We start from the raw sequence: 24,874 nt of genomic DNA, 5'->3' as shown, positions 1-24,874 counted from the left end.
ATGCACGCAATCGTGAAGCCGGAAGCCCTGCCCCCCTCCCGTGCTGCCAGCGTCGCCCTGGCGCTGCGGCTCGCCTGGCGCGATCTGCGCGGCGGTCTGCGCGGCTTCGGCGTCTTCATCGCCTGCCTCGCGCTCGGCGTGATGGCGATCGCAGCGGTGGCCTCGGCTTCGCGCGGCCTGACCGAGGGCCTCTCCCGGGAAGGACGGCGTATCCTCGGCGGCGACGCCGCCTTCAGCCTGATCCACCGCGAGGCGAGCCCGCAGGAACTGGCCTTCCTCACCTCCCATGGCGCCGTCTCCACCATCGCCACCATGCGCGGCATGGCCAATGCCGGCGAAAAGGGCGCGGCCCTGGTCGAGATCAAGGCGGTCGATGCCGGCTATCCCAGCATCGGCGCGGTCACGACCGAACCGGCAGCGCCGCTCTCGGATCTCCTCGCTGAACGTGACGGCGTCTTCGGCGCGGTCGCCGATCCGGTCCTGTTGGGGCGTCTCGACCTGAAGCCCGGCGACATCATCTCGGTTGGCGCCGCAAAGCTTCAGCTTCGCGCCAATCTCGTCTCGGAGCCCGACAAGATCGCAGCTGGCGTCGGCTTCGGTCCGCGTCTGCTGACGACGCAGGCTGCCCTGCGCGCTACCGGCCTGCTCCAGCCCGGCAGCCTGGTGCGCTGGACCTATCGCGTCATCCTGCCCGCCGCCGCCTCCGACGAAGCCTCGCTCGACGCGCTGATCGCAGCCGCCGGCACTCAGCAGCGCGAGGCGGGTTGGGAGATCCGCTCGCGCTCCAACGCCAATCCGGGCTTCCAGCGCAATCTCGAGCGCTTCACCCAGTTCCTGACGCTGGTCGGGCTGACCGCCCTGCTCGTCGGCGGCGTCGGCGTGGCCAATGCAGTGCGCCGCTTCGTCGAGGCGAAGAAGCTCGATTTCGCAACGATGAAGGCGATCGGGGCGACCGGCGGACGCGTCGTCGCGATTCATCTGACCGAGGTCATGCTGGTCGCGGCCCTGGGCACCGCAATCGGCCTCGCACTCGGCGCAGCCGCGCCTTTCGCGCTGGGCTATGCGCTGCAGGACATTCTGCCGCTGCCCTTCGAGCCGACCCTGGCGCCGGGCGAACTCGGCGTCGCGGCGCTCTACGGCATGTTGACGGCGCTGGTTTTCGCGATTCTGCCGCTCGGCCGCGCCCATGACGTGCCGGTCTCCGCGCTGTTCCGCGACCAGATCGAGCCGGATGCCCGCCGCCCGCGCCCGATCTATATGGCGATCTTCGCCCTGGCGCTGGCGGGGCTCGTCGGCGTCGCACTCGTCTTCGCCTATGACCAGCGCATCGCGCTGATCTACCTTGCTGTGATGGCCGGCATCTTCCTGCTGCTGCGCGCGGTTTCATGGGGTCTGATGGCGCTGGCGCGCGCCTTGCCGCGACCGCGCAATCCGAGCCTGCGCATGGCGCTCGCCAACAGCCACCGCCCCGGCGCATTGACGCCTTCGCTCGTGCTCTCGCTGGGGCTGGGCGTCGCCCTGCTTTCGGCGCTGGCCTTCATCAATGTCAGCCTGACGCGCCAGCTCACCCAGGCGCTGCCGGAGAAAGCCCCGAGCTTCTTCTTCCTCGACATCCCCAATGCCGAATCGGCGCGCTTCGACGCCTTTCTCGCCGAACAGCGGCCGGGCGCGGTGATCGAGCGCGTGCCGATGATGCGCGGGCGCATCGTCAGCGTGAACGGAGTCAGGGCCGAGGACGTCAAGGCGACCGAGCAATCCGCCTGGGTGCTCGACGGCGACCGCGGCATCACCTATGCCGCAGCCCTGCCGGAAGGCTCGAAGCTCACTGCCGGCGAGTGGTGGCCGGCGGATTACAAGGGCGAGCCGCTGGTCTCCTTCGACGCGCCGATCGCGGCGGGAATCGGCCTCAAGGTCGGCGATACGCTCACCGTCAACGTGCTCGGCCGCAACATCACCGCCCGCGTCGCCAATCTGCGCGCGGTCGAATGGCGCTCGCTCGGCATCAATTTCGTGATGCTGTTCTCGCCCAACACCTTCGCCGGCGCACCCCACACCAACCTCGCCACGATCACGCCCGCCACCAACGCAAGCAGCGCCGACGATGCCAGCCTGCTGCGCAAGCTCGCCGTCACGTTTCCCTCGGTGACGGCCGTGCGGGTGAAGGACGCGCTGGAAGCGATCAACACCATCGTTGGCCAGCTCGCCACCGCGATCCGGGGCGCATCGGGCCTCGCCATCGCCGCAAGCCTGCTCGTCCTGGGCGGCGCGCTCGCGGCCGGACAGCACGCGCGGCTCTATGACGCAATGATCCTGAAGACGCTGGGCGCGACGAGGCGCTTTATACTTTCGTCGTACGCCCTTGAGTACGCTGCGATCGGCCTCGTTTCGGCGCTGTTCGGCGTTCTCGCGGGCACCCTGGCCGGCTGGGGCGTCGTCACGCAAGTGATGAAGATCGCATTCGTCAGTGATCCGACCGGAGCTCTACTAGCTGCGACTGCGGCTGTCGGCGTTACCGTCCTGTTCGGGCTTGTCGGCACGCTGCAGATACTATCGAAAGCGCCGGCTTCTCATCTGCGGAATTTGTGATGACTATCTGCCCCGGCTAACGATAGACATGAAATGGCCGCTGCATTGCATTATTCGCGCGCCGCGTTTCTATGGGGCGCCCGTCTTAACCATGACGCCCCCTTGTAAGCGCGGCTGATCCCCCTCATATTCGCGACATCGCCACGATTGTCGGCGATGATGGGTTTCGCGGAGGCGATATCCGTCTCCGGAATCAACGTCAGGGGAACTCGCTCGATGAGCAACTTCGACCGCAATGCTCCAGTCTGGGGTGCCGGCCGCGCACAGCAGACCAGCGCCGTCGAGATGGATCAGGGCCTGCGCTCGTTCATGCTCGGCGTCTACAACAACATGTCGATTGGTCTGGCCATCACCGGCCTCGCCGCCATCGGCATCTCGACGCTGGCGATCGCCGGCTACACGGATGGCGGCAAGATCGCCGGCCTGACCGAATTCGGCAGGGCGCTCTATCTCAGCCCGCTGAAATGGGTCGTGATGCTGGCTCCGCTCGCCTTCATCATGCTGTTCTCGTTCAAGGCCGAAAGCATGAGCTCGGTCTCGGCGCGCATCATGTTCTTCGCCTTCGCGGCGGTGATGGGCGTCTCGATGTCCTCGATCTTCGTCGTCTTCACCGGTGCGTCGATCACCCAGGTCTTCTTCATCACGGCTGCGGCCTTCGGGGCGCTGAGCCTTGCCGGCTACACCACGAAGAAGTCGCTCTCGGGCATGGGTTCGTTCCTGATCATGGGCCTGATCGGCTTGATCATCGCCTCGGTGGTCAACATCTTCCTGGCCTCGAGCGCGCTGTCCTTCGCCATCTCGGCGATCGGCGTGCTGGTCTTCGCCGGCCTGACCGCCTGGGATACGCAGCGCCTGAAGGAAATGTACCTGTCTTCGGACATGGATGCGGAATCGGCCGCGAAGCTCTCGGTGAACGGCGCGCTGTCGCTCTACCTGAACTTCATCAACATGTTCCAGATGCTGCTGCAGCTCTTCGGCGACCGTCGCTAAGCGACCTCCGCCCTGCATGAAAAACGAGCCCCGGCCGCAAGGCCGGGGCTTTTCTTTTAGGCGAGCGCACCGTCATCATCGGTGAATGACGACGCTCTCGATCCGACCCGCCGGCCCCGCCGACATTCCCGCCATCACGGCGATCTACGCTCAAGCCGTCCTGCACGGCACCGCCTCCTGGGAGGTCGAGCCCCCGGACGAGGCCGAGATGCTGCGCCGGCAGGAGGCGATCCTGGCCGGGGGCTACCCTTATCTTGTCGCGGAGCGCGACGGGGCTCTGCTCGGCTACGCCTATGCCGGGGCCTACCGCCCGCGCCCCGCCTATCGCGCGACCGTCGAGAATTCGATCTATATCGCTCCGGCCGCACAAGGCTCGGGCGTCGGCGGCGCCTTGCTGGCAGCCCTGATCGAGGCCTGCACCGCACGCGGCTTCCGGCAGATGATTGCAGTCATCGGCGACGGCACCGGCGCCTCCATCGGCTCGCGCCGCCTGCATGAGCGCGCCGGCTTCCGGCTCATCGGCGTGGCCGAGAAGGTCGGCTACAAGCATGGCCGCTGGCTCGACCAGATGCTGATGCAGAAGGAGCTGGGCGAGGCGGGCAGGACGCCGCCCTCGCTGTGAGCCTCAACTCACCACGCTCAGGCGCTTGTCGACAACCCGCAGCACGCGGCCGAGATCGGGGCCGCGCTTGAGCACGAGCCCCGTCGCCGCCACGACGGAATAGGCGCCCTGACGCTTGGCCAGTGCCGGATCCTTGACGATGCGGTAAAGCGGCACCTCGGAAGAGCGGCGATAGACTGAGAACTGTGCCTTATCCTTCAGGAAATCGATCGCATAGTCGCGCCATTCACCCAATGCGACCATACGGCCGTAGAGGTTCAGCAATTCCGCGAGTTCGCGTCGGTCGAAGGTGACGGTGGGGGTTTTGGCCGGGCTGGGGAAGGCAATGACCCCGCCGGCCTGCTGCGATTGCGGCGTTTCGCTTTCGCTCATTGCGCCTCCCGATCGGCGACCGCCAAGTCGCCACGCTGTTTGGCAACCAATGATGCGCCTGCGATGCTGCGCTGGCAAGGTTCCCCGCCGACAGGGCATTCAAGACCATCACAGCTTCGTCAGCTTCGCCGCATTTTCGCCCGAAACGGGACAAGCGACGGCCAAACTAGGCGGTTCAACTGACCATGTTGCCTCGACGGCCCGGCCTGCCGATCTTCGGATTTGTCAGCCCCCCAGCCCCCCGGATTTCGGATGGGCCGGGCCAATCGGTTCGAGGCTACCTCACGGCCGGCGGTCTCCGCTGGCCGTTTTCTTTTGCCGTTTGTTGCCGCGGTTCAGGCCTCAGGCTTTGATTCGGCATCGGCTCGAGCCGTCGCACCAGCAACTTGCCTGCCGTCAACGAATACTGACGGCCTTCATGGAAAAGGCCGTCCCCAGCGGTCAACCATCCGTGTGCCGTAGCGCATCGACGATGATCTTGAATGCGGGGAGGCTCTGCCGTCGGCTGGGGTAATAGATGTAATAGCCGGGGAAGCGCGGCGACCATTCGTCGAGCAAAACGACCAGATCGCCGGCGGCGATGTGGCGATCGACCAGGTCCTCGGGCAGGTAGGCGATGCCGTAGCCGTTTACGACCGCATCGACCATCGCATAGGACGCGTTGAAGGTGAGCTGACCGTCCACCCTGACACGCAATTCCTGGCCGTCCTTTTCGAACTCCCAGGCGTAGAGGCCTCCCGCGCGAGCCTGACGCATGTTGATGCAATCGTGTCCGATCAGGTCGTGCGGATGCACGGGGCGCGGATGCGTCGCGAGGTAGTTCGGCGAGGCGACGGCGACGAGACGCCAGTCGGGGCCGATCCGGACGGCAATCATGTCCTTCTCGACGCTTTCTCCGAGCCGAATGCCCGCATCGAAGCCATCTTCGACGATATTGCGCAGACCGTTGTCGATGCTGAATTCGAGCTTGATGTCCGGATAGGCGCCCAGCACGGGCCGCAGCTTCGGCCAGACGACGCTCTCGAGCCCATGATCCGATAATGTCAGGCGGATGGTCCCTGCAGGCTTGTCGCGATAGGCCATCAATGCGGCGATCTCTGCCTCAACCTCGGCAACGCGCGGTGCCAGCGACTGCTTCAGGCGCTCGCCGGCATCCGTGGGAGCGACGCTGCGCGTCGTCCGCGTCAGCAGGCGGATGCCCATGCGGGTCTCGAGCCGCTTGATGGTATGGCTGAGCGTGGATTGCGTGATGCCGAGCTTGGCCGCAGCCCGTGTGAAGCTGCGTTCCTCCGCTACCGCCAGGAACCATATCAGATCGTTGAAGTCTTCCCTGGCCATCGGCGCGCTCCCTGGATTCAGGCGATTTATGGCTCCCATCAATATATGCAAGTGAATTATCGCCACTAATCGGCGTCCTGGCCCCCCGCTATCTAAAAGCGATCTCAAGAGACGCGATCCGCCTACGGGTCGCGCTTCGCAACCCATGCCCGAGGAGAGAGCCATGGAGCTGAGCATCAACGGGTCGAAGCATCAGGTCGAGGTCGAGCCCGACACGCCATTGCTCTGGGTGCTGCGCGACGAACTCGGGCTGACCGGCACGAAATATGGCTGCGGGCTCGCGCAATGCGGCGCCTGCACGGTGCTGATCGACGGTCAGGCGACCCGCTCCTGCGTCACCCCCGTGGAGAGCGTCGCCGCGGCCCAGATCACGACGATCGAGGCGATCGCCTCCGATGTCGTCGGCCAGAAGGTCGTCGAGGCCTGGGTCACCCATCAGGTTCCGCAATGCGGCTATTGCCAGTCCGGCCAGGTGATGGCGGCGACGGCGCTTCTGAAGCAGAGCCCGCAGCCGAGCGACGCTGACATCGCCAGTGCGATGGTCAATCTCTGCCGCTGCGGCACTTACAACGCCATCGCTGCCGCCGTGCGGCATGCGGCGCGCGCCTGAGGGGGCCGGCATGAACGCGATCACTCCGACGTCCGCCATCTCCGCCGAGCTACCCGAGGCCGCCCCGCTGAACCTGTCCCGCCGGGGCTTCGTCGGCGGGGTGGGCGCGCTGGTCCTCGGCATCTCCCTGCCGGGAGGCTCCGCGCGCGCACAGGGCGCCGCTGCGGCCATCGTGCCGGGCACACGCGTGCGCGCCTTTCTCGAAATCAGGCCTGATAGCAGCGTCCTGTTTCGCAGCCCCTTCATCGAGGGCGGACAAGGCATCTTCACCGCCATGGCGCAGATCGTCGGGGAGGAGCTCGATGTCGAGCCCTCGAAATTCGTCGTCGAGGGCGCGCCTCCCGGCCGCGATTATCTCCTGATTGGGGGCGGGCGATTTACCGGCGGCAGCATGTCAGTCCGCCGAAGCTACGAGACGATGCGCAAGCTCGGCGCCTCCGCGCGCCAGATGCTGCTCCAGGCCGCCGCGACGCGGCTCGGCGTGCCGGTCTCCTCGCTCTCGACGCAACCGGGACGGGTCGTCCATGCCGCATCGGGCAGGGCCGTTGCCTATGGCGAGATTGCCGAGGCGGCTGCGGGACTGCCGGTGCCGGCCAATGTACCCCTGCGCCGCCCTGTCGATTTCCGCTGGATCGGTAAGCCGGTGCCGCGCCTGGACGTGCGTGACAAGTCCACGGGCAAGATCCGCTATGCGATCGACCTCAAGCTCGAGGGCATGCTGCACGCGGCCGTGCAACATGCCGGGCGTCTCGGCCTCGAGCCGAGCGCCTTCGCAAACGAGGCCGAGGTGCGCGCGATGCCCGGCGTGCACTCGATCCATCGGCTGCCGGGTGCGGTGGCAGTGCTCGCCACGAGCTGGTGGCGGGCGCGCCGTGCCGTCGAAACCTTGCAGGTGACCTGGACCGAGACGAGCCCGGGCTCCGTCCGCGTCATGCCGGCGGATTTCTCCTCCGAAGCCCATATGGCAAAGCTCAAGGCCATGCCGGGGCAAGGCGTGGCCTTCGAGACGGTGGGCGATGCCGCCCGTGCCTTCGACCGCGCGCGGACAGTCGTCGAAGCGACCTATGACGCGCCCTATCTGGCGCATGCGCAGCTCGAGCCTCCCTCGGCCTTGGCCCACTGGAGCCAGGACGGCACGCTCGAATTGTGGCTGCCCAACCAGGCTCCGGAGATGTTCCAGGCCGACGCCGCGAAGGTCGCCGGGATCGCGCCCGAGAAGGTGATCATCCATTCGCCGCCCCTCGGCGGCTTCTTCGGCCGGCATTTCCTCTACCAGACCGCCAATCCCTATCCGCAAGCAATCGCGCTGGCCAAGGCGGTGGGCCGTCCGGTCAAGCTGATCTGGAGCCGCGAGGAGGAGTTCCTGCGCGATGCGCTGCGGCCGATGAGCGTCGCCCGCTTCCGAGCCGGTCTCGACGCGGACGGGCTGCCGATCGCCCTTCAAGCGGTCACCGTCACCGAGGGCCCCACCGGGCGCTGGTTCGGCCGGCAGCCCGACAAGGTCGACAGCTCCACCGTCGAGGGGATCGCGGGCAAGGTCTATGCGATCCCCAACCGCCGTGTCGGGCAGATCCATGTCGACGATCCCGCGATCCTCGGCTTCTGGCGCTCGGTCGGCCATTCCATGAACGACTTCTTCTACGAGACGTTCTTCGATGAGATGGCCGATGTCGGCCGGCATGATCCCTATGAGCTGCGGCTGCGGCTCCTTGCTGCCAGCCCGCGACACAAGGCGCTGCTCGAGGCTGTAGCCGATCTGGCGGGCGGCTGGCGGCGCGGGCCCTTCGCCGCGGCGGATGGCAGCCGGCGAGCCCGGGGCGTCGCCATGGCTTCGCCCTTCGGCAGCGAGGTGGCGACGATCGCCGAGGTCTCGCTGCGCGACGGCGAGGTCATCGTTCACGATGTCTGGGTCGCGATCGATCCCGGCAGTATCGTCAATCCGGCTGTCATCGAATCGCAGGTCAACTCCGCCGTTGCGCTCGGCCTGTCGTCGGCCCTGCTCGAGGAGGTCGTCTACGAAAAGGGCATGCCGCGGGCCCGCAATTATGACGGCTACCCCATCCTGTCGCCGGACAAGATGCCGAAGGTCCATGTCCGGATCGTCGAGAGCGGCGCGCCGATGGGCGGCATCGGCGAGCCGGGATTGCCCGGTGTGCCTCCCGCCGTCGCGAATGCCGTGTCGGTGCTCGCGGGCAAGCGCATTCGCAGCCTGCCGCTCTCCAAGATCGACCTGAAGGGGTCGCAGGGATGAGGCACGTTTTTCTCGGTTCGCTGGCGCTCGGGCTCTTGGCCTGTGCCACTCAATCCGCACGGGCCCAGACCAGCCAGCCGCCTGTCGGGCAAAGGCTGTTTCAGCAACGCTGCGGTGCCTGCCATCAGATTGATACCGGCCGCAACAGCGTCGGCCCCCATCTGCAAGGCATCATCGGGCGCCAGGCCGGTTCCGTTCAGGGCAGCAATGTTTCGACCGGCCTTAAGGAATCCGGGATCACCTGGACCACCGAGAACCTGGATGCGTTCCTCGCCAATCCGGCCTCGCTGGTTCGTGGCACCCGCATGATCCAGCGTTTCGGCAACGCCGAGGAGCGCCGCGCCATCATCGAGTTCCTCGGCTCGCGCTGAGACCCGCCTCCTTCGATGGCGCCCGCTAGGTCGACGATCTGGTGGGCGCTTCGCCATGCCGTGCCGCTGCCCGTTCGGCGGTCCGCTTCTTCGACGCAGTCCAGATTGATGGCCCATATCGATAAATTCATGCTGATTATAGTGGCTAATCCACGTGACCGTCCGGGCCTATCTCTGCCGAACAAGGCCCGGCGCATCCGAGGCGCCGCGCGGTAAGGCAGACACATCATGCACGCCACCTTCGAACATACGACACAGGCCAGGCCGGCTGCGGCCTGGGGAGCGGTCGCGGCGATGTCGCTCTGCGTCGCGGTTCTGATCGCCTCCGAATTCATGCCGGTGAGTCTGCTCACGCCGATCGCCGCCGATCTCGGTCTGTCGGAAGGGCAAGCCGGACAGGCAATCTCGATCTCCGGCCTGTTCGCCGTCGTCACCAGCCTCTTCGTCGCGCAGCTCACCCGCGGTATCGACAGAAAGGTCGTCCTGGCGGCGTTCGCGGGTCTGCTGATCCTGTCCGGCGCGATCGTCACCTTTGCCCCGAGCTATGCCGTGCTGATGCTCGGCCGCGCTCTGCTCGGCGTGGCGATCGGCGGTTTCTGGTCGATGTCCACCGCCATCGTCATGCGCCTGCTGCCCGAGGACGCCGTGCCGCGCGGACTTGCCATGCTGAACGCCGGAAACGCCGTTGCGGCGACGATCGCCGCGCCCTTGGGCAGCTTTCTCGGCGACCTCATCGGCTGGCGCGGCGCCTTCTTCTGCGTGGTCCCACTCGCCCTTGTCGCGCTGGTCTGGCAGTGGATAGGCATGCCGGCACTTCCTCCCCGGAACCGCAAGGCGAAGGGCAATGTATTGCTTCTCCTGCGACGTCCTCAGGTGGCGCTCGGCATGGCGTCGATGTTCCTGTTGTTCATGGGGCAATTCGCGCTGTTCACCTATCTGCGCCCCTTCCTCGAGCAGGTCGCGGACTATTCTGTCCCCGCCTTGTCCCTGGCGTTGCTGCTGATGGGCCTGGCCGGCGTCGCCGGAACCTGGAGCATCGGGCATCTGCTGCATCGGCGCCTCTATTCGGTGGTCATTGCAATCCCGCTGGTGATGGCGGCTCTCGCGGCGATGCTCGTCGCCGTCGCTTCGTTCAAGCTTCCGGTCGCGGTCCTGCTCGTGGCCTGGGGCTTCTTCAGTACGGCCGCGCCGGTGGGGTGGGGCACCTGGCTCAGCCGCGTGCTCGCCGACGACGCGGAGGCCGGCGGTGGGTTGCAGGTCGCCGTCATCCAGTTCGCCATCACCCTCGGCGCGGCCGGCGGCGGGCTGCTCTTCGACCTGGCGGGCTGGTGGGCCACCTTAGTCCTGGCCGCAGTGTTGCTGCTCGGATCCGCGCTCGCCGCTTGGGCGGCCTCGATCGAGCGGGGGCATGCGAAGTGACAACGAGATTACCCCCTCCGACCCGGCGCGCCGTCATCGCCGCTGCCGCGAGCCTGATCGTGCCGTCACTCGCATGGTCGCGATCCGCACGCCGTTCCGCCACAGGCCAGGAGACGCCGCCGATGAAGATCCGGTTCGCGTTTGACGGGCGGGAGTTCACGGCCACGCTTGAGGACAACCGCTCGGCCCGCGACTTCGCATCGATGCTGCCGCTCGATCTCAAGATCGACGACTATTCCACCAACGAGAAGATCGCCTATCTCCCGCGCAAACTCACCACCGATGGCAGCGGCCGGTTCGGCAACGAGGCGCCCGGCGACCTTTGCTACTACGCCCCCTGGGGCAACCTCGCCTTCTTCCATGCCGGCTATCGCTACTCCAGCGGGCTGATCCGGCTCGGCCGCCTAGACGGGGGCACGCAACCTTTGCTCACACGCGGCGTCTTCCCACTGCGGGCCTCGCATCTCCTGACTAACGAAAGGAACTGACCCATGCTGGCTACTGTCCTGCACGGCCCCGGCGACGTCCGCTTCGAAGACGTAGCGGAACCCAAGATACTCAAGCCGACCGACGCCATCATCAAACTCTCCGCGACCTGCATCTGCGGCTCCGATCTCTGGCCTTATCGTGGGCTTCAGCCGATGGAGGGGCCGGCCCATATGGGCCACGAGTATTGCGGTGTCGTCGTGGAAGTCGGCAGCGCGGTGAGAACCGTGCGTCCTGGTCAGTTCGTCGTCGGCTCCTTCTGTCTCTCCGACAACACCTGCCCGCATTGCCGCTTCGGCTTCCAATCCTCCTGCGAGCAGCGCGAGTTCATGTCGGGTGCGCAAGCGCCTTATGCGCGGGTGCCGCTGGCGGACGGCACGCTGGTGGCGACGGAGGAGATGCCACCCGATGATCTCATCCCCAGCCTGCTGGCGACGTCGGACGTGTTGGGCACGGGCTGGTACGCCGCGAATGCGGCCCGGGTTCAGCCCGGCTCGACCGTCGTCGTGGTCGGCGATGGAGCGGTGGGGCTGATGGGCGTCCTTGCGGCCAAGCAGATGGGGGCTGAACGGATCATTGCGATGAGTCGCCACAAGAGCCGTCAGGATCTCGCGCTCGAATACGGTGCGACCGACATCGTCGCGGAGCGCGATGATATCGGCATAGCCCGCATCAAGGATCTGACGAAGGGCATCGGGGCCGACTCGGTTCTCGAATGCGTCGGCTCACAGGAATCGATGCAGCAGGCGCTCCGGTGCACGCGGCCGGGCGGCATGATCGGTTATGTCGGCGTTCCCCACGGGGTCGAGCTCGACGGCCAGGCGCTGTTCTTCTCGCAGACCGGGATGCTCGGCGGCCCCGCGCCGGTCCGTCGCTTCCTTCCCGACCTGATCGACATGGTGCTGGAACGCAAGATCGACCCCGGCAAGGTCTTCGATCTCGAACTGCCCATTGCCGAGGTAGCCGAGGGCTATCGCGCCATGGACGAACGCCGCGCCATCAAGACGCTGCTGCGCGTGTGAGGGTTTGTCGGCCGAGGCCGCCGGCGGGGCCGGGCGGTGCGACGCGCACCCGGCCCCATCTCGGTCGATGCTCTCCGGCCATCAGCCTAATCGATGAGGGTGGTCTTAGCGCGACTGGCCGTGATATTCGGCATTGGGCCGCATATCGACCGCCGAGGCCATCCGGTTCGACATGTTGAAGAAGGCCGCGACCGCGCCGACATCCCAGATGTCGCGCTCACCGAAGCCCGCCTTGCGCAGGCCCTCGCGATCGGCCTCTCCGATCAGATGCGGCGTCTCCGTCAGCTTGACCGCGAAATCGAGCATGGCGCGATGCCGCACCGAGAGTTCGGCCGCTCGGTAGTTCATCACCATCAATTCCCCGAGCACCGGATCGCCTGAAAGCTGGCGCACCGCCGCGCCATGCGCGGTGAGGCAGTAATAGCAGCGGTTCACGCTGGAGACGGCAACAGCGATCATCTCCCGCTCCAGCTTCGACAGGCCCGACGGCGCCAGCATCAGGTCGTTGTAGAACGTCGCAAAGGCGCTCAGCTTGGCGTCGTCATGGGCATAAGACACAAGCACATTGGGCACGAAGCTGAGCTTCTCCAGGCATTTGTCGAAATAGGCCTGATTCTCGGCCGAAAGCGTGCCAGGCGGCAGCGACAGCGCCATCACCGCGGGCGGCGAATCCTGCTGCGCCGGAGCCTCGCCCACCTTCGGTTTGTCATGCTTGGTCGCCATGGTTCCTCCTGTCACGTCGCTTTTGCCCGGACTTCGACAGGATCGGTCGAGTCAGGGTCCGATTTGGCCTTGCCGCGACCTCAGTCGCGGCGAAAGTTGAAAGGCCGCGCAGCCTATGTCATCGCTGCGGCAAAAGAACAGGGGGAGAAGCATGGCTAAGCGGGTAACGAATGCGACGGCTGCGGCCATCGCGGCAATCGAGGCCGCCGCCTCCCAGAGCGGTAGCGCTCTCCCCGCCGAATTCGTGCGGCTGCTCTTCGGCCGCGTCGTCGCCGAGGATCTCGACGCCCTACCACCGGCCATGCTCGCCCGCACCGCCATCGCCGCCTATGACCATCTGACCGCAGCCCGCGCGCCCGGAGCGATCAATCTGCGCTTCCGCGACGAAAGTTTCGACAGCGAGGGCCGCGAGCGCCAGCTGACGATTCTCGATGTCGTCAACGACAACAAACCCTTCCTGCTCGATTCGACCCTGGCCGAACTCGCCGACCAGGGTTTCGAGCCGCGCCTCGTCGCCCACCCCATCCTGGCGGTCGCGCGTGATGCGGACGGAAAATTCCTCGAGCTTGCCGGCGAAGCCGCCGGCCGCGCGCCGGAAGGCACCCGCCGAGAGAGCATGATCCATATCCATCTCGACCGCATCGACACGCCCGAGGCGCGCGAGCGCCTGCGCAGCGCGCTCGACCGTGTCTACGCCGATGTCGGCCTTGCCGTCGACGATTGGGCGGCGATGCGCGGGCGAATCACCGAGGTGATCCAGGCCTATCGCGCCAATCCGCCGCCCTTGCCGGAGGATGAGGTCAGCGAGGCGCTGCAATTCCTCGAATGGATCACCGGCGACAATTTCACCTTGCTCGGCATCCGCGCCTATCGCTTCCCGGGAGGCGATGCCGCCGCCGACCCGATCGAAGGTTCGGGCCTGGGGATTCTGCGTGACCCCTCCGTCCGGGTCTTGCGCAAGAACCGCGAAATGGTGGTGACCACCCCCGAAATCCGCGCCTTCCTGGCCAAGCCCCAGGCGCTGATCATCACCAAGGCCAACGTCAAGAGCCGGGTGCACCGGCGCGTCCATCTCGACTATGTCGGGGTCAAGCTCTTCACCTCCGACGGCCGGCTCGACGGCGAATTGCGCATCGTCGGCCTGCTCACCTCCAATGCTTATACCGGCAGCGCCCGCGCGATTCCCTATCTGCGCCTCAAGGTCGCCCGCGTCGCTCGCAATATCGGCTTCGATCCGGCGAGCTATTCGGGCCGGGCCCTGATGAACGTGCTCGACGCCTTCCCGCGCGACGAGCTGTTCCAGATCGACTCCGTGACGCTGGAAAGCTTCGCACTCGACATCCTGCAGCTGACCGAACGGCCGCGCATCCGGGCGCTGGCCCGTGCTGACGAGTTCGATCGCTTCGTCTCGATCCTCGTCTTCATCCCCAAGGATCGTTACGACACGACCGTGCGCCGCCGTGTCGGCGAATTTCTCGCCCGCATCTATGAAGGCCGCATCTCGGCAGCCTATCCGGCCTATCCGGAAGGTCCGCTCGCCCGCACGCATTACATCATCGGCCGCGACGAGGGCAGAACCCCCAAGGTCGATCGCGCCGCGCTCGAACGTGGCATCAGCGCGATCGTGCGAACCTGGGGCGACGGCCTCAAGGATGTGCTCGACCGGCAGAGGGCAGGACCCGCCGCCCGGGCACTGGTCGAGCGTTATGCCGAAGCATTCGGCGCCGCCTATCGCGAGCGCTTTGAGGCGCAGGATGCGCTTGCCGACATCGACATTCTCCAGAAGCTGACCCCGGACCGGGGCCGCGCGGTCAATCTCTACCGCCGCGAGGGCGATCCGGCGACACGCGCCAATCTCAAGGTGTTCTCGCGCGGCGCGGCGATCTCCCTCTCCGCCCGCGTGCCGGTGCTGGAGAATATGGGCTTCCGCGTCGTCAACGAGCGCACCTACAACATCCTGCCGCAGTCGGCCGCGAGCGAAGGCTCGGAGACCGCCCCCGTCTGGCTGCACGACATGACGCTGGAGCGCGCCGATGACGGCGCGATCGACGTCGAACGGCTCGACCCGACCATCGAGGCGGCGCTGATGGCGCAGTTCCGGGGCCTGGCCGAATCCGACCGCTTCGACCAGCTCGTCCTGGTCGCGGGGCTGGCTTGGCGTGAGGCGGCGCTGCTGCGTTCGCTCGGGCGCTATCTGCGGCAGGTCGGCGCGCCCTATGCGCAGGACTACATCGCCGATGCGCTGACCCGCCATGCCGGCATCGCCTCCGGCCTCGTCGCGCTTTTCCTCGCCAAATTCGACCCACGCATCGATGCGAAACAACGCGAGGCCCGCGTCGCCGCCGAGCGCGAACACATCGAGACCGCGCTCAACGACGTCACCAGCCTCGACGAGGACCGCATCCTGCGCCGCCTCGTCAATCTGATCGATGCCGGCCTGCGCACGAATTTCTTCCAGATCGGCCCGGACGGGCATCCGCGCGGCACGATCTCGATCAAATACGAATGCGCCAAGCTCGATTCGCTGCCACTGCCGCGCCCGCTCTACGAGATCTTCGTCTATTCGCCACGCGTCGAGGGCGTGCATCTGCGCTTCGGTAAGGTCGCGCGCGGCGGCCTGCGCTGGTCCGACCGACCGCAGGATTTCCGCACCGAGGTGCTCGGCCTGGTCAAGGCGCAGCAGGTCAAGAACGCCGTCATCGTACCTGTCGGCGCCAAGGGCGGCTTCGTGCCCAAGCAGCTTCCCGCTCCCTCGGACAGGCAGGCCTGGCTGGCGGAGGGCACCGAGAGCTACCGCATCTTCGTGCGCACCCTGCTCGAGCTGACCGACAATCTCGACGGCGAGACCGTGATCCCGCCCGCCGACACGGTGCGCCATGACGGCGACGATCCCTATCTCGTCGTCGCCGCCGACAAGGGCACCGCGACCTTCTCCGACACGGCCAATGCGCTCTCACTGGAGAAGCACCACTGGCTCGGCGACGCCTTCGCCTCAGGCGGCAGCCAAGGCTACGACCACAAGAAGATGGGCATCACGGCGCGCGGCGCCTGGGAAGCGGTGAAACGCCATTTCCGCGAAATCGACATCGATATCCAGACCACCCCCTTCACCGTCGCGGGCGTCGGCGACATGTCGGGCGACGTCTTCGGCAACGGCATGCTGCTCTCACCGGCGATCAAGCTGGTCGCCGCCTTCGACCACCGCGACATCTTCCTTGATCCCGATCCGGATCCGGCAAAGACCCTGGCCGAGCGCCAGCGCCTGTTCGATCTGCCGCGCTCCTCCTGGGCCGACTACGACAAATCGCTGATCTCGCCCGGCGGCGGCGTCTACTCGCGGCAGGCCAAGAGCATTTCGCTTTCGTCGGCGATGCAGGCGCTGCTCGATCTGCCCAAGGCCGAGGTCACGCCGCCCGAATTGATGACGGCGATCCTGAAGGCGCGGGTCGACCTGCTCTGGTTCGGCGGCATCGGTACCTATATCCGCGCCGCCGACGAGAGCGACGCGCAGGTCGGCGACCGCGCCAATGACGCGATCCGCATCACTGGCGCCGATGTCCGGGCGCGCGCCATCGGCGAGGGCGCCAATCTCGGCGCGACCCAGCGCGGACGCATCGAGGCGGCGCGCAAGGGCGTCAAGCTCAACACCGACGCGATCGACAATTCGGCCGGCGTCAACACCTCCGACGTCGAGGTCAATATCAAGATCGCGCTCGCCGGGCCGGTCAAGGATGGCCGCCTCGCCGAGGACGACCGCAACGCGCTCCTGGCCGAGATGACCGACGAGGTCGGCCTGCTGGTGCTGCGCAACAACTATCTGCAGACACTGGCGCTCTCCCTCACCGAAGCGCAGGGACAGGCGGCGACGCCGGGCCTGCGACGTCTGATGCAGGCGCTGGAGGCCGAAGGGCGTCTCGACCGCAGCGTCGAATATCTGCCGAGCGACGCAACCATCGCCGAGCGCGAGAAACGCGGCGAAGGCCTGACGCGGCCGGAGCTTTCGGTGCTGCTCGCTTATGCCAAGCTCGCTCTGCACGACGCGCTTCTGGCCTCTCCGGTGCCCGACGACCTCTATCTGAACAGCGAACTGGTCCGTTATTTCCCGAAAGCGCTGCGCGACGGCTACGCGCCCGAGATCGCTGGCCACAAGCTGCGCCGCGAGATCGTCGCAACCCAGCTCGCCAACGCGATCGTCAATCGCGGCGGCCCGGCGATCGTGACGACGCTCGCCGACCAGACCCGCGCCGAGGCTCCAGCCATCGCCGCCGCCTATGCGATCGCGCGCGATTCCTTCGATCTGATCGCACTCAATGCATCGATCGACGCGCTCGACGCGAAAGTGCCGGGCAAGACCCAGCTCGGGCTCTACGCTGCCGCGCAGGAGCTGGTGAGCGACCGGATGAGCTGGTTCCTGCGCCGTGGCGTGGCCAAGCCGGGCGCGATCGAGCAGACGGTGGCGCGCTATGCCAAGGGTGTAAGCGCGCTCGCGGCCGAGCTCGAGACCCTGCTGCCGGAGGCCGCCGCCCAGGCCCGCATCGCCCGGATCGCGGTGCTGACGTCGGAAGGCGTGCCCGAGGTGCTCGCCGCCCGGGTCGCCAGCCTGCCGGCGCTCGCCCAGGCGACCGACATCGTCGATATCGCGGAGCGCACGGGACGCGACATCACCGAGGTCGCGCGGATTCATTTCGGAGTCGATTCGGTCTTCGGCCTGTCGAATCTGGAGGGAGCCGCCGCAGCCGTGCCCGCGACCGACGATTACGAACGCCTCGCCCGCGAGCGTGCCGTCGAGACCCTGGTCGATGCCCATGCCGGCTTGACCCAGGAGATCGCGGGCGCGGCCAACGGCGCCGGCACCCTCGACGCCTGGCTCGACACGCGCGGCGCCGATGCCGAACGCACCCGCAGCACGGTTTCGGCCATTGCCATGTCGGGCCTCTCCCTGCCAAAGCTGATGGTCGCGGCCGGCATGCTTGCCGACCTGCCCAACAAGCACAGTTGAACGAGACCCCGCATGACCGAGACCGGACCGGAACCGACCGCGACCCGCATCGACCCGAAGCTGCTTGAGATCCTGGTTTGCCCGGTGACCAAGACGACGCTCGAATATGACGCGGCCAAGCAGGAGCTGATCAGCCGCGCCGCCAAGCTCGCCTACCCGATCCGCGACGGCATCCCGATCATGCTGCCGGAAGAGGCACGGCAATTGGAGGGGTAGAGCGTTTTCGCGCGAATCGGACACAGGTTCGCGCGAAGAAAACGCCTTGAAATAAAGATCTCGAGCAGTCGAACGATCCAATCAGATCGGAAATTTCTCTAAAAGCTGGTCGTCCCCGGCCGGTTGCAGGCGTGAAGTTCCTTACAGAGGGTTGTCCTCCAGCCAGTCAACCACCTGCGCCGCGCTCTGCTCGGGCCGGCTGACGGGGTAAAACACCGCTTCAATCGCTCCGTCCCGCAAGACCAGCGTCAGGCGCTGGATCAGCCGCATGCCCCCGGCCTCAAAAGTCGGCAGGCCCAATGCCTCGGTCAGCGCGAATTGCGCATCGCTCAGCACAGCGAAAGGCAAATGCAGCCGCGCTGCCATGTCCTGCTGATAGGCCGTCGGCTGCGTGCTCAGCCCAAACACCGCCGCCCCGAGCGCAGCGAGATCCGCATGGTGATCGCGGAAGGTGCAGGCCTGTGGCGTGCAGCCCTTCGCGCCGGGGATCACATCCCATCCAGCCAGGGAGGGCTGCCCCGGCTCGCTGGTGCGGGGATAGCAGTAGATAACCGTGCGCGGGGACGGCAAAGCTGAAAGATCGATGCTGCCGCCTTGCGTCGAGGCCAGGCGGACCGGCGGCAGGGCAAGCCCCTTCAGGCGGTGGCACAGGGTATCGTCCAGAACGGGCATGACGGCGGCTTGATTCACGGAATGGCCTCTCTGGAACAGGATGATGCGGGACGAAACACCGCGCGGATCCCGGCTCGAAGCCGCGGGTCCGGCATGCGCCCTTAAAGGGCCTCGCCCCGCAACAGCCGCGGCGTCGCGCCGGCAAGCCCCGCCGCCTCGCGAATGAAGAAGCGCTTCAGCCCCGGCAATCGATCGACCAGGCCCAGGCCCAGATCACGCGCGAGCCGCACCGGGGTGACGTCGTTCGAGAACAACCGGTTCAGCCCGTCCGTGACTGCTCCCATCGCCACAGTGTCGAAGCGACGCGCACGCTCATAGCCCTCGAGCACCTCGGCGGCTCCAGGATCGAGCCCGAGTCGGGCCGCATCGACGATCGCTTCGGCCAGGGCCGCGACATCCTTCAGTCCGAGATTGAGCCCTTGTCCGGCGATCGGATGGATGACATGGGCGGCATCGCCGAGCAGGGCCAGCCGCTCCCCGACGAAGCGCCGCGCCACGCCGAAGCCGAGCGGATGCGCGCTGACAGCACTCTCCAGCGCGATCTCGCCGAGTTCCAGCCCAAAACGCCGCTCGATCTCGGCCAAGAGGTCGGCCATGTCGAGCGAGAGCAGCGCCGGCACATTCTCCGCAGCTTCAGTCCAGACGATCGAGGAGCGATGGCCGAGCCGGCCTCCATCGGTGAGCGGCAGGATGGCGAAGGGCCCCGACGGCAGGAAATGCTCGACGGCGCGGCCGTGATGAGGGCGCTCGTGACCCAGCGTCGCCACCAGCCCGGTTTGCCGATAGGACCAGCCGACCCAGCCAATACCCGCCTGCTCGCGCAGCTTCGAGCGCGCCCCGTCAGCCGCGACGAGCAAAGCCGCCTGGAGCCGCTCGCCATCAGCGAATCGGAGTTCGACCTTGTCGTCCTCGCTCTCGAAGCGGCGCACGGCTTCGGGGCGCAGCACCACGCCCGCAGCGCCGCAGGCGTCGAGAAGCGTGCTCAACAGAGCTGCATTCTCGACCATATGAGCGAAGGGCTGGCCGGGTTCGACCTCGCCATCGAACGTCAGGAAGACCGGGCGCACCACATCCGGGTTGCGGCTGTCGGTGACGACCATCTCGGTCATCGGCTGGGCGGTTGCCGCGACCTGCTGCCAGATTCCGAGCGCCTCCAGCATGTTCTGCGCTGCAGCGGCAACCGCATAGGCGCGGCTGTCGGCGCGTGGGGCCTGGTTCAGCGACGGATCGGCCAGCACGATCTCGAAGCCTGCGCCGAGCGCCTGCTTCAGCGCCAGCGACAGCGACAATCCGGCGATCCCGCCACCCGCGATCACGATCCGGTTGCGGGCCAGGCCCAGTCCAGACGCCATTGCAATCCACTCCTCGCCTGACGGCTCCACAGAAGGCGCGCCGGCTTGACGACGCGCGATGCGTCGGTGCTGATGCAGCATAGACTGCGATCGCGCCCGCCCGAAGAGCCTTCAGACCATGTCACAGATCAGCGACTCCCTGCTGTCGATTCTCGACCTTGAGCCGCTCGAGCGCAATCTGTTCCGGGGTCGCAGCCCCAAGGTCGGCTGGCAGCGCGTCTTCGGCGGGCAAGTGATCGGCCAGGCGCTCTACGCCGCCTGCAAGACGGTGGAGGATCGCCAGCCGCACTCGCTGCATGCCTATTTTCTACTGCCGGGCGACCCCGAGATCCCGATCGTCTACGAGGTCGACCGGCTGCGCGACGGCCGCTCCTTCACCACGCGGCGCGTGCTGGCGATCCAGAAAGGCGAGGCGATCTTCGCCATGTCGGCCTCCTTCCATGCCGCGGAGGAGGGTTTCGAGCACCAGATGCCGATGCCCGACGTGCCGATGCCCGAGGACCTGCCCGACCGCGAGACCATGAAGCGCAGCGTGCTGCCGCATATGCCCGACGCCGTGCGCGCCTATTACCAGCGCGAAAGGCCGATCGAGATCAGGCCGGTCGAACTCGCCCGCTATGCCAGTGGCGGCAAGATGGAGCCGAAATTCAACGTCTGGATCAAGGCGATGCAGCCCTTGCCCGACGAACCGGCGATCCACCAGAGCGTGCTCGCCTATGCCTCGGACCTGATGCTGCTCGATTCAAGCCTGATCGCGCATGGCAAGAACGTTTTCGACAAGCAGATCCAAGGCGCCAGCCTCGACCATGCGCTCTGGTTCCACCGGCCCTTCCGCGCCGACGAATGGCTGCTCTATGCCCAGGACAGCCCCTCGACCTCCGGTGCGCGCGGCTTTTCACGCGGCCTCATCTTCAACCGGGACGGCAAGCTGGTCGCCTCGGTTGCACAGGAAGGGCTGATCCGCCCGAGGCCGGACATGGCATGAGCGCTTTCTAAGCATCAGCCCAATAAATCATCATTTGCATATTTATTGACCAACGCCAGCGACCTCGTCGCCGGCGTGTTCGCTGATTCGCGAATTCAACCCCCGGTGTGACCGCAGGGCAGTTGGCACGCGCCTTGAATTGTCGGTTCCCGACGTGCGCCGAAACTCTCACAGGTGCGCGAGGCGCAACAAGATCGCCGGGGCTGACTTCCGGGCGGCGTAAACGGGGAAACCCTGCAATGAAGATCGTGATGGCTATCATCAAGCCGTTCAAGCTGGAGGAGGTGCGCGACGGGCTCACCGCCATCGGCGTGCACGGCCTGACCGTGACCGAGGTGAAGGGCTATGGCCGCCAGAAGGGCCACACGGAAATCTACCGTGGTGCCGAATACGCCGTGAGCTTCCTGCCGAAGATCAAGATCGAGGTTGCCGTGTCCGACGAGCTCGTCGGCAAGGTGATCGACGCGATCACCGCCGCCGCCCGCACCGGCCAGATCGGTGACGGCAAGATCTTCGTTTCGTCGATCGAGAAAGCCGTGCGCATCCGCACTGGCGAAACCGACGGCGACGCCCTCTGAGCCAGCGATCCTTCAGGAGTTTCCAACGATGAATTTCAAGACCCTCAGCCGGGCCGGACTTGTCGGGCTGGCGCTCGCGGCGGCCGCTGGCACCGCGCTCGCGCAGGCTCCGGCCACTCCTCCCGCGCCCGTTCCCAACAAGGGCGACGTCGCCTTCATGATGAGCTCGACGGTCCTCGTCCTGCTCATGACCATTCCCGGCCTCGCACTGTTCTATGGCGGTCTCGTCCGCAGCAAGAACATGCTCTCCGTGCTGACGCAGGTTTTTGCGATCGTCTGCATCGTCTGCCTGCTCTGGGTGTTCTACGGCTACTCGCTCGCCTTCACCAATGGCGGCAGCCTGAACGACTATGTCGGCGGCTTCTCCAAGGCCTTCCTGAAGGGCATCGATCCGAACTCGACGGCCGCGACCTTCTCCAACGGCGTCGTCATCCCCGAATATGTCTATATCTGCTTCCAGATGACCTTTGCCTGCATCACGCCGGCCCTCATCGTCGGCGCCTTCGCCGAGCGCATGAAGTTCTCGGCGCTGCTGCTCTTCAGCGTGCTCTGGGCCACCTTCATCTATTTCCCGATGGCCCATATGGTCTGGTACTGGGGCGGTCCCGACGTTGTCGGCAACGCTGCCAAGGCGCTGGCTAGCGCCGGGGCGGACGGCAAGGTTGCGGCCCAGGCCGCGCTCGACGCCGCCAACGCCGATGCCGGCATGCTCTTCAAATGGGGCGCGCTCGACTTCGCCGGCGGCACTGTCGTGCACATCAATGCCGGCATTGCGGGCTTGGTCGGCTGCCTGCTGCTCGGCAAGCGCATCGGCTACGGCAAGGAGCTGATGGCTCCCCACTCGCTCACCATGACGCTGATCGGCGGCGCCCTGCTCTGGGTCGGCTGGTTCGGCTTCAACGCCGGCTCCAACCTGGAAGCCAACGGCACCGCCGCGCTCGCCATGATCAACACCTTCGTCGCCACGGCGGCGGCGGCCGTCGGCTGGCTCTTCGTGGAATGGGCCGTCAAGGGCAAGCCCTCGATGCTCGGCATGGTCTCTGGCGCGGTCGCGGGCCTCGTTGCGGTCACCCCCGCCGCCGGCTTTGCCGGTCCGATGGGTTCGATCGTCCTGGGCCTTGTCGCCGGCGTCGTCTGCTTCGTCTTCTGCTCCACCGTCAAGAACGCGCTGGGCTATGACGACTCGCTCGACGTCTTCGGCATCCACTGCATCGGCGGCATCATCGGCGCCCTGGCGACCGGCATCCTGGTGAATGTCGATCTCGGCGGCGTCGGCATCCCGGACTACTCCTCGAAGCCCGGTGAACTTGCCGTCGGCGCCTATGTGCTGGGTGATGCCTTCCTCTCCCAGGCCAAGGCAGTGCTGTTCACGCTGGTGTTCAGCGGTGTCGGCTCGCTGATCCTCTACAAGATCGTCGACGTCATCGTCGGCCTGCGCGTCGCCCCCGATCAGGAACGCGAAGGCCTCGACATCGCCGAGCATGGCGAGCGCGCCTATCACGACTGAGCGGCTCTCGCCTCAACGTCTCACGTGAAACAACCCCGGCGGGAAACCGCCGGGGTTTTTCGTTGTCGACTGTGCATTTGCTCAGCCGAGAACCGCGGCCCGTGCAAGGTTAAGCGGGTCTTAACCTCACCTTCCTAACGTGACCGGACAGGCCCGACTCTGGCGGCCGGAAGCCCGAAGCACGACACCAGCATGCGTACGATCCGACGTTCCTCCTCGCTGATGGACCGCCTGCCCGATCCGGTGCGGGAGTTCCTGTCGCGGCGCGCGGCGGAGCTCGTCGGACTAGGCCTGCTGGCCCTGACATCGGCGATCGCGATCGCGCTCGCGACCTGGTCGGTCGACGACCCCAGCATCAACAACGCTACCAGCGGCGCCGTCAGGAACTGGCTCGGCCGCCCCGGTGCCATGGTCGCCGATCTGCTGATGCAATTGATCGGGCTCGGTGTCATCGCCCTGCTGTTCCCGCCGGTGATCTGGGCGCTACGGCTGGTGCGCTTCCATCTGTTCGATCGCGGTGCGCTCAAGCTCGGCCTCTGGGTCGTCGGCATCGTCGCCACCGGCGCGGTCGCCAGCGCGCTCCCCGCCACGCCGCGCTGGCCGCTGCCGACCGGCATGGGCGGCGTCATCGGCGACGGCCTCCTGTTTGGCACCCGCAACCTCGTTGGCATCGCCGGGAACGCGCTGAGCGGCCTCGTCGGCTTCCTCTATGCCGGCATCTCGATCCTTGCGATCACGGCCGCGGCCGGCTTCGGCTTCGTCACCGATGAGGATCCCATCGCCGAGAACGAGGATGAGGACGAATCCTGGAGCGAGAGCGAGGATCGTCGCGACGACGAACCCGGCATCGCCGTCATCCTGATCGGCTGGCTCGCCCATGGCGCAATGTCGCTCAGGGGCATGATCCTGCGCCGCCTGCCGCAGCCGCCCGAGCCACTGGTCAATGCGGGCCCGGCCGCCTCGCCCCCCGTGCCCGGCCGCGTCCGCCGCGAGCCGCAATTCGGCGAGGCCGCACCGCGCGCCGCGACCCCGCCTTTCGCGCCCGAGCCCCTGCCCGTTTCGCGCCCGCCTCGGCACGCTGCGCTCGACCTGCCCGAGGACGACGACGAACCACAGGATCTGCGTGATCTCAACGCACCGCGCGTCACCGCGCCTGCGGTCGCACCCAAGCCGGGAAAGCGCATGCAGCGCGAGGCCCAGCCCTCGCTGCTCGACCGTGACAAGTTCGAACTGCCGCCGCTGACCTATCTGTCGGAGCCCAAGAAACTGCCCGCCAACGCGATCTCGACCGACGCGCTGGAGCAGAATGCCACCTTGCTCGAGGGCGTGCTCGAGGATTTCGGCGTGCGCGGCGAGATCACCCAGGTTCGTCCCGGCCCTGTGGTGACGCTTTACGAGCTTGAGCCTGCGCCGGGCACGAAGTCGTCGCGGGTGATTTCGCTGGCCGACGACATCGCCCGCTCGATGAGCGCGATCGCAGCCCGCGTCGCCGTGATCCCGGGCAAGAACGCCATCGGCATCGAACTGCCCAATGCCAAGCGCGAGACCGTCTTCCTGCGCGAATTGTTGGCGAGCCAGGATTTCGAGAGCTCCAAGCACAAGCTCGCCTTGGGTCTGGGCAAGACCATCGGCGGCGAGCCGGTGATCGTCGATCTCGCCCGGATGCCGCATCTGCTCGTTGCCGGCACCACCGGCTCGGGCAAGTCGGTGGCGATCAACACCATGATCCTGTCGCTGCTCTACCGGCTGAAGCCGGAGGAGTGCCGCCTGATCAT

At 66.6% G+C, this 24,874-nt stretch carries 20 protein-coding genes; 15 read left to right on the top strand and 5 right to left on the bottom strand.

The annotated features are described in order from the left end of the window. From BMZ97_RS29630 to BMZ97_RS29620, 3 genes are all read left to right on the top strand, one after another. Window positions 1-2,586, top strand: coding sequence for an ABC transporter permease (locus BMZ97_RS29630; RefSeq protein ID WP_092178276.1), 2,586 nt, complete (start codon window positions 1-3; stop codon window positions 2,584-2,586). A 216-nt stretch (window positions 2,587-2,802) separates the two neighbouring features. Further along, the gene (locus BMZ97_RS29625) at window positions 2,803-3,576 is read left to right on the top strand and encodes a Bax inhibitor-1/YccA family protein (protein WP_092178274.1); all 774 of its coding nucleotides are present in this window, start codon (window positions 2,803-2,805) and stop codon (window positions 3,574-3,576) included. A gap of 85 nt (window positions 3,577-3,661) precedes the next feature. Beyond that, entirely contained in the window at window positions 3,662-4,198 is a 537-nt protein-coding gene (locus BMZ97_RS29620) for a GNAT family N-acetyltransferase (protein ID WP_092178272.1), read from the top strand. Window positions 4,199-4,201: 3 nt separating this feature from the next. On the opposite strand, the gene BMZ97_RS29615 is transcribed toward BMZ97_RS29620, so the two are convergent. Both BMZ97_RS29615 and BMZ97_RS29610 read right to left on the bottom strand, forming a co-directional pair. Further along, window positions 4,202-4,570, bottom strand: a complete 369-nt coding sequence (locus BMZ97_RS29615; protein WP_092178270.1) for a DUF2794 domain-containing protein — start codon at window positions 4,568-4,570, stop codon at window positions 4,202-4,204. 441 nt (window positions 4,571-5,011) lie between these two features. Then, entirely contained in the window at window positions 5,012-5,908 is an 897-nt protein-coding gene (locus BMZ97_RS29610; protein ID WP_092178268.1) for a LysR family transcriptional regulator, read from the bottom strand. A 163-nt stretch (window positions 5,909-6,071) separates the two neighbouring features. On the opposite strand from BMZ97_RS29610, the gene BMZ97_RS29605 reads away from it, so the two are divergent. The 6 genes from BMZ97_RS29605 to BMZ97_RS29580 all read left to right on the top strand — a co-directional run bounded on the left by BMZ97_RS29605 (window position 6,072) and on the right by BMZ97_RS29580 (window position 12,067). Next, on the top strand, window positions 6,072-6,518 hold the full coding sequence (locus tag BMZ97_RS29605; RefSeq protein WP_092178266.1) for a (2Fe-2S)-binding protein: 447 nt from the start codon (window positions 6,072-6,074) through the stop codon (window positions 6,516-6,518). Window positions 6,519-6,528: 10 nt separating this feature from the next. Next, the gene (locus BMZ97_RS29600; RefSeq protein ID WP_092178376.1) at window positions 6,529-8,769 is read left to right on the top strand and encodes a xanthine dehydrogenase family protein molybdopterin-binding subunit; all 2,241 of its coding nucleotides are present in this window, start codon (window positions 6,529-6,531) and stop codon (window positions 8,767-8,769) included. Beyond that, window positions 8,766-9,140, top strand: coding sequence for a c-type cytochrome (locus tag BMZ97_RS29595; RefSeq protein WP_092178264.1), 375 nt, complete (start codon window positions 8,766-8,768; stop codon window positions 9,138-9,140). The genes BMZ97_RS29600 and BMZ97_RS29595 overlap by 4 nt, the downstream gene beginning before the upstream one ends. 228 nt (window positions 9,141-9,368) lie before the next feature. Next, entirely contained in the window at window positions 9,369-10,559 is a 1,191-nt protein-coding gene (locus BMZ97_RS29590) for an MFS transporter (RefSeq protein ID WP_092178262.1), read from the top strand. A gap of 53 nt (window positions 10,560-10,612) precedes the next feature. After that, window positions 10,613-11,047, top strand: a complete 435-nt coding sequence (locus BMZ97_RS29585) for a cyclophilin-like fold protein (RefSeq protein WP_244546672.1) — start codon at window positions 10,613-10,615, stop codon at window positions 11,045-11,047. 3 nt (window positions 11,048-11,050) lie between these two features. Continuing rightward, window positions 11,051-12,067 (top strand): zinc-dependent alcohol dehydrogenase family protein, encoded by a 1,017-nt coding sequence (locus tag BMZ97_RS29580; protein WP_092178258.1) that lies wholly within the window; start codon window positions 11,051-11,053, stop codon window positions 12,065-12,067. Between the two features lie 105 nt (window positions 12,068-12,172). Here the strand turns inward: BMZ97_RS29580 and BMZ97_RS29575 are convergent, their stop codons facing one another. Beyond that, window positions 12,173-12,721, bottom strand: a complete 549-nt coding sequence (locus BMZ97_RS29575) for a peroxidase-related enzyme (RefSeq protein WP_210188364.1) — start codon at window positions 12,719-12,721, stop codon at window positions 12,173-12,175. 220 nt (window positions 12,722-12,941) lie between these two features. Between BMZ97_RS29575 and BMZ97_RS29570 the strand changes: the two genes are divergently transcribed. After that, complete coding sequence (locus tag BMZ97_RS29570) at window positions 12,942-17,789, top strand: NAD-glutamate dehydrogenase (protein WP_092178254.1); 4,848 nt, start codon at window positions 12,942-12,944, stop codon at window positions 17,787-17,789. Window positions 17,790-17,801: 12 nt separating this feature from the next. Further along, window positions 17,802-18,005, top strand: a complete 204-nt coding sequence (locus BMZ97_RS29565) for a Trm112 family protein (RefSeq protein ID WP_092178252.1) — start codon at window positions 17,802-17,804, stop codon at window positions 18,003-18,005. Window positions 18,006-18,146: 141 nt separating this feature from the next. On the opposite strand, the gene BMZ97_RS29560 is transcribed toward BMZ97_RS29565, so the two are convergent. Beyond that, window positions 18,147-18,695 (bottom strand): peroxiredoxin, encoded by a 549-nt coding sequence (locus BMZ97_RS29560; RefSeq protein WP_210188363.1) that lies wholly within the window; start codon window positions 18,693-18,695, stop codon window positions 18,147-18,149. An 83-nt stretch (window positions 18,696-18,778) separates the two neighbouring features. Then, entirely contained in the window at window positions 18,779-20,029 is a 1,251-nt protein-coding gene (locus BMZ97_RS29555; protein WP_092178250.1) for a ubiquinone biosynthesis hydroxylase, read from the bottom strand. Between the two features lie 118 nt (window positions 20,030-20,147). Here BMZ97_RS29555 and tesB point away from each other — a divergent pair, with 118 nt between their 5' ends. From tesB to BMZ97_RS29535, 4 genes are all read left to right on the top strand, one after another. Further along, on the top strand, window positions 20,148-21,014 hold the full coding sequence (gene tesB, locus BMZ97_RS29550) for an acyl-CoA thioesterase II (protein ID WP_092178247.1): 867 nt from the start codon (window positions 20,148-20,150) through the stop codon (window positions 21,012-21,014). A gap of 239 nt (window positions 21,015-21,253) precedes the next feature. After that, window positions 21,254-21,592, top strand: coding sequence for a P-II family nitrogen regulator (locus BMZ97_RS29545; RefSeq protein WP_092178245.1), 339 nt, complete (start codon window positions 21,254-21,256; stop codon window positions 21,590-21,592). A gap of 28 nt (window positions 21,593-21,620) precedes the next feature. Continuing rightward, window positions 21,621-23,099, top strand: a complete 1,479-nt coding sequence (locus BMZ97_RS29540; RefSeq protein ID WP_092178244.1) for an ammonium transporter — start codon at window positions 21,621-21,623, stop codon at window positions 23,097-23,099. 192 nt (window positions 23,100-23,291) lie between these two features. Further along, window positions 23,292-24,874: DNA translocase FtsK (locus tag BMZ97_RS29535; RefSeq protein WP_139221388.1), on the top strand; the 1,583-nt coding region annotated here is incomplete at its 3' end.

Origin of the sequence: Allobosea sp. OK403 (assembly GCF_900113835.1) — a bacterium.
In the GTDB taxonomy this organism is placed as follows: Bacteria; Pseudomonadota; Alphaproteobacteria; order Rhizobiales; family Beijerinckiaceae; genus Allobosea.
Note: the sequence above shows the minus strand (reverse complement) of the source record. Positions and strands in the feature narration are given on the sequence as shown.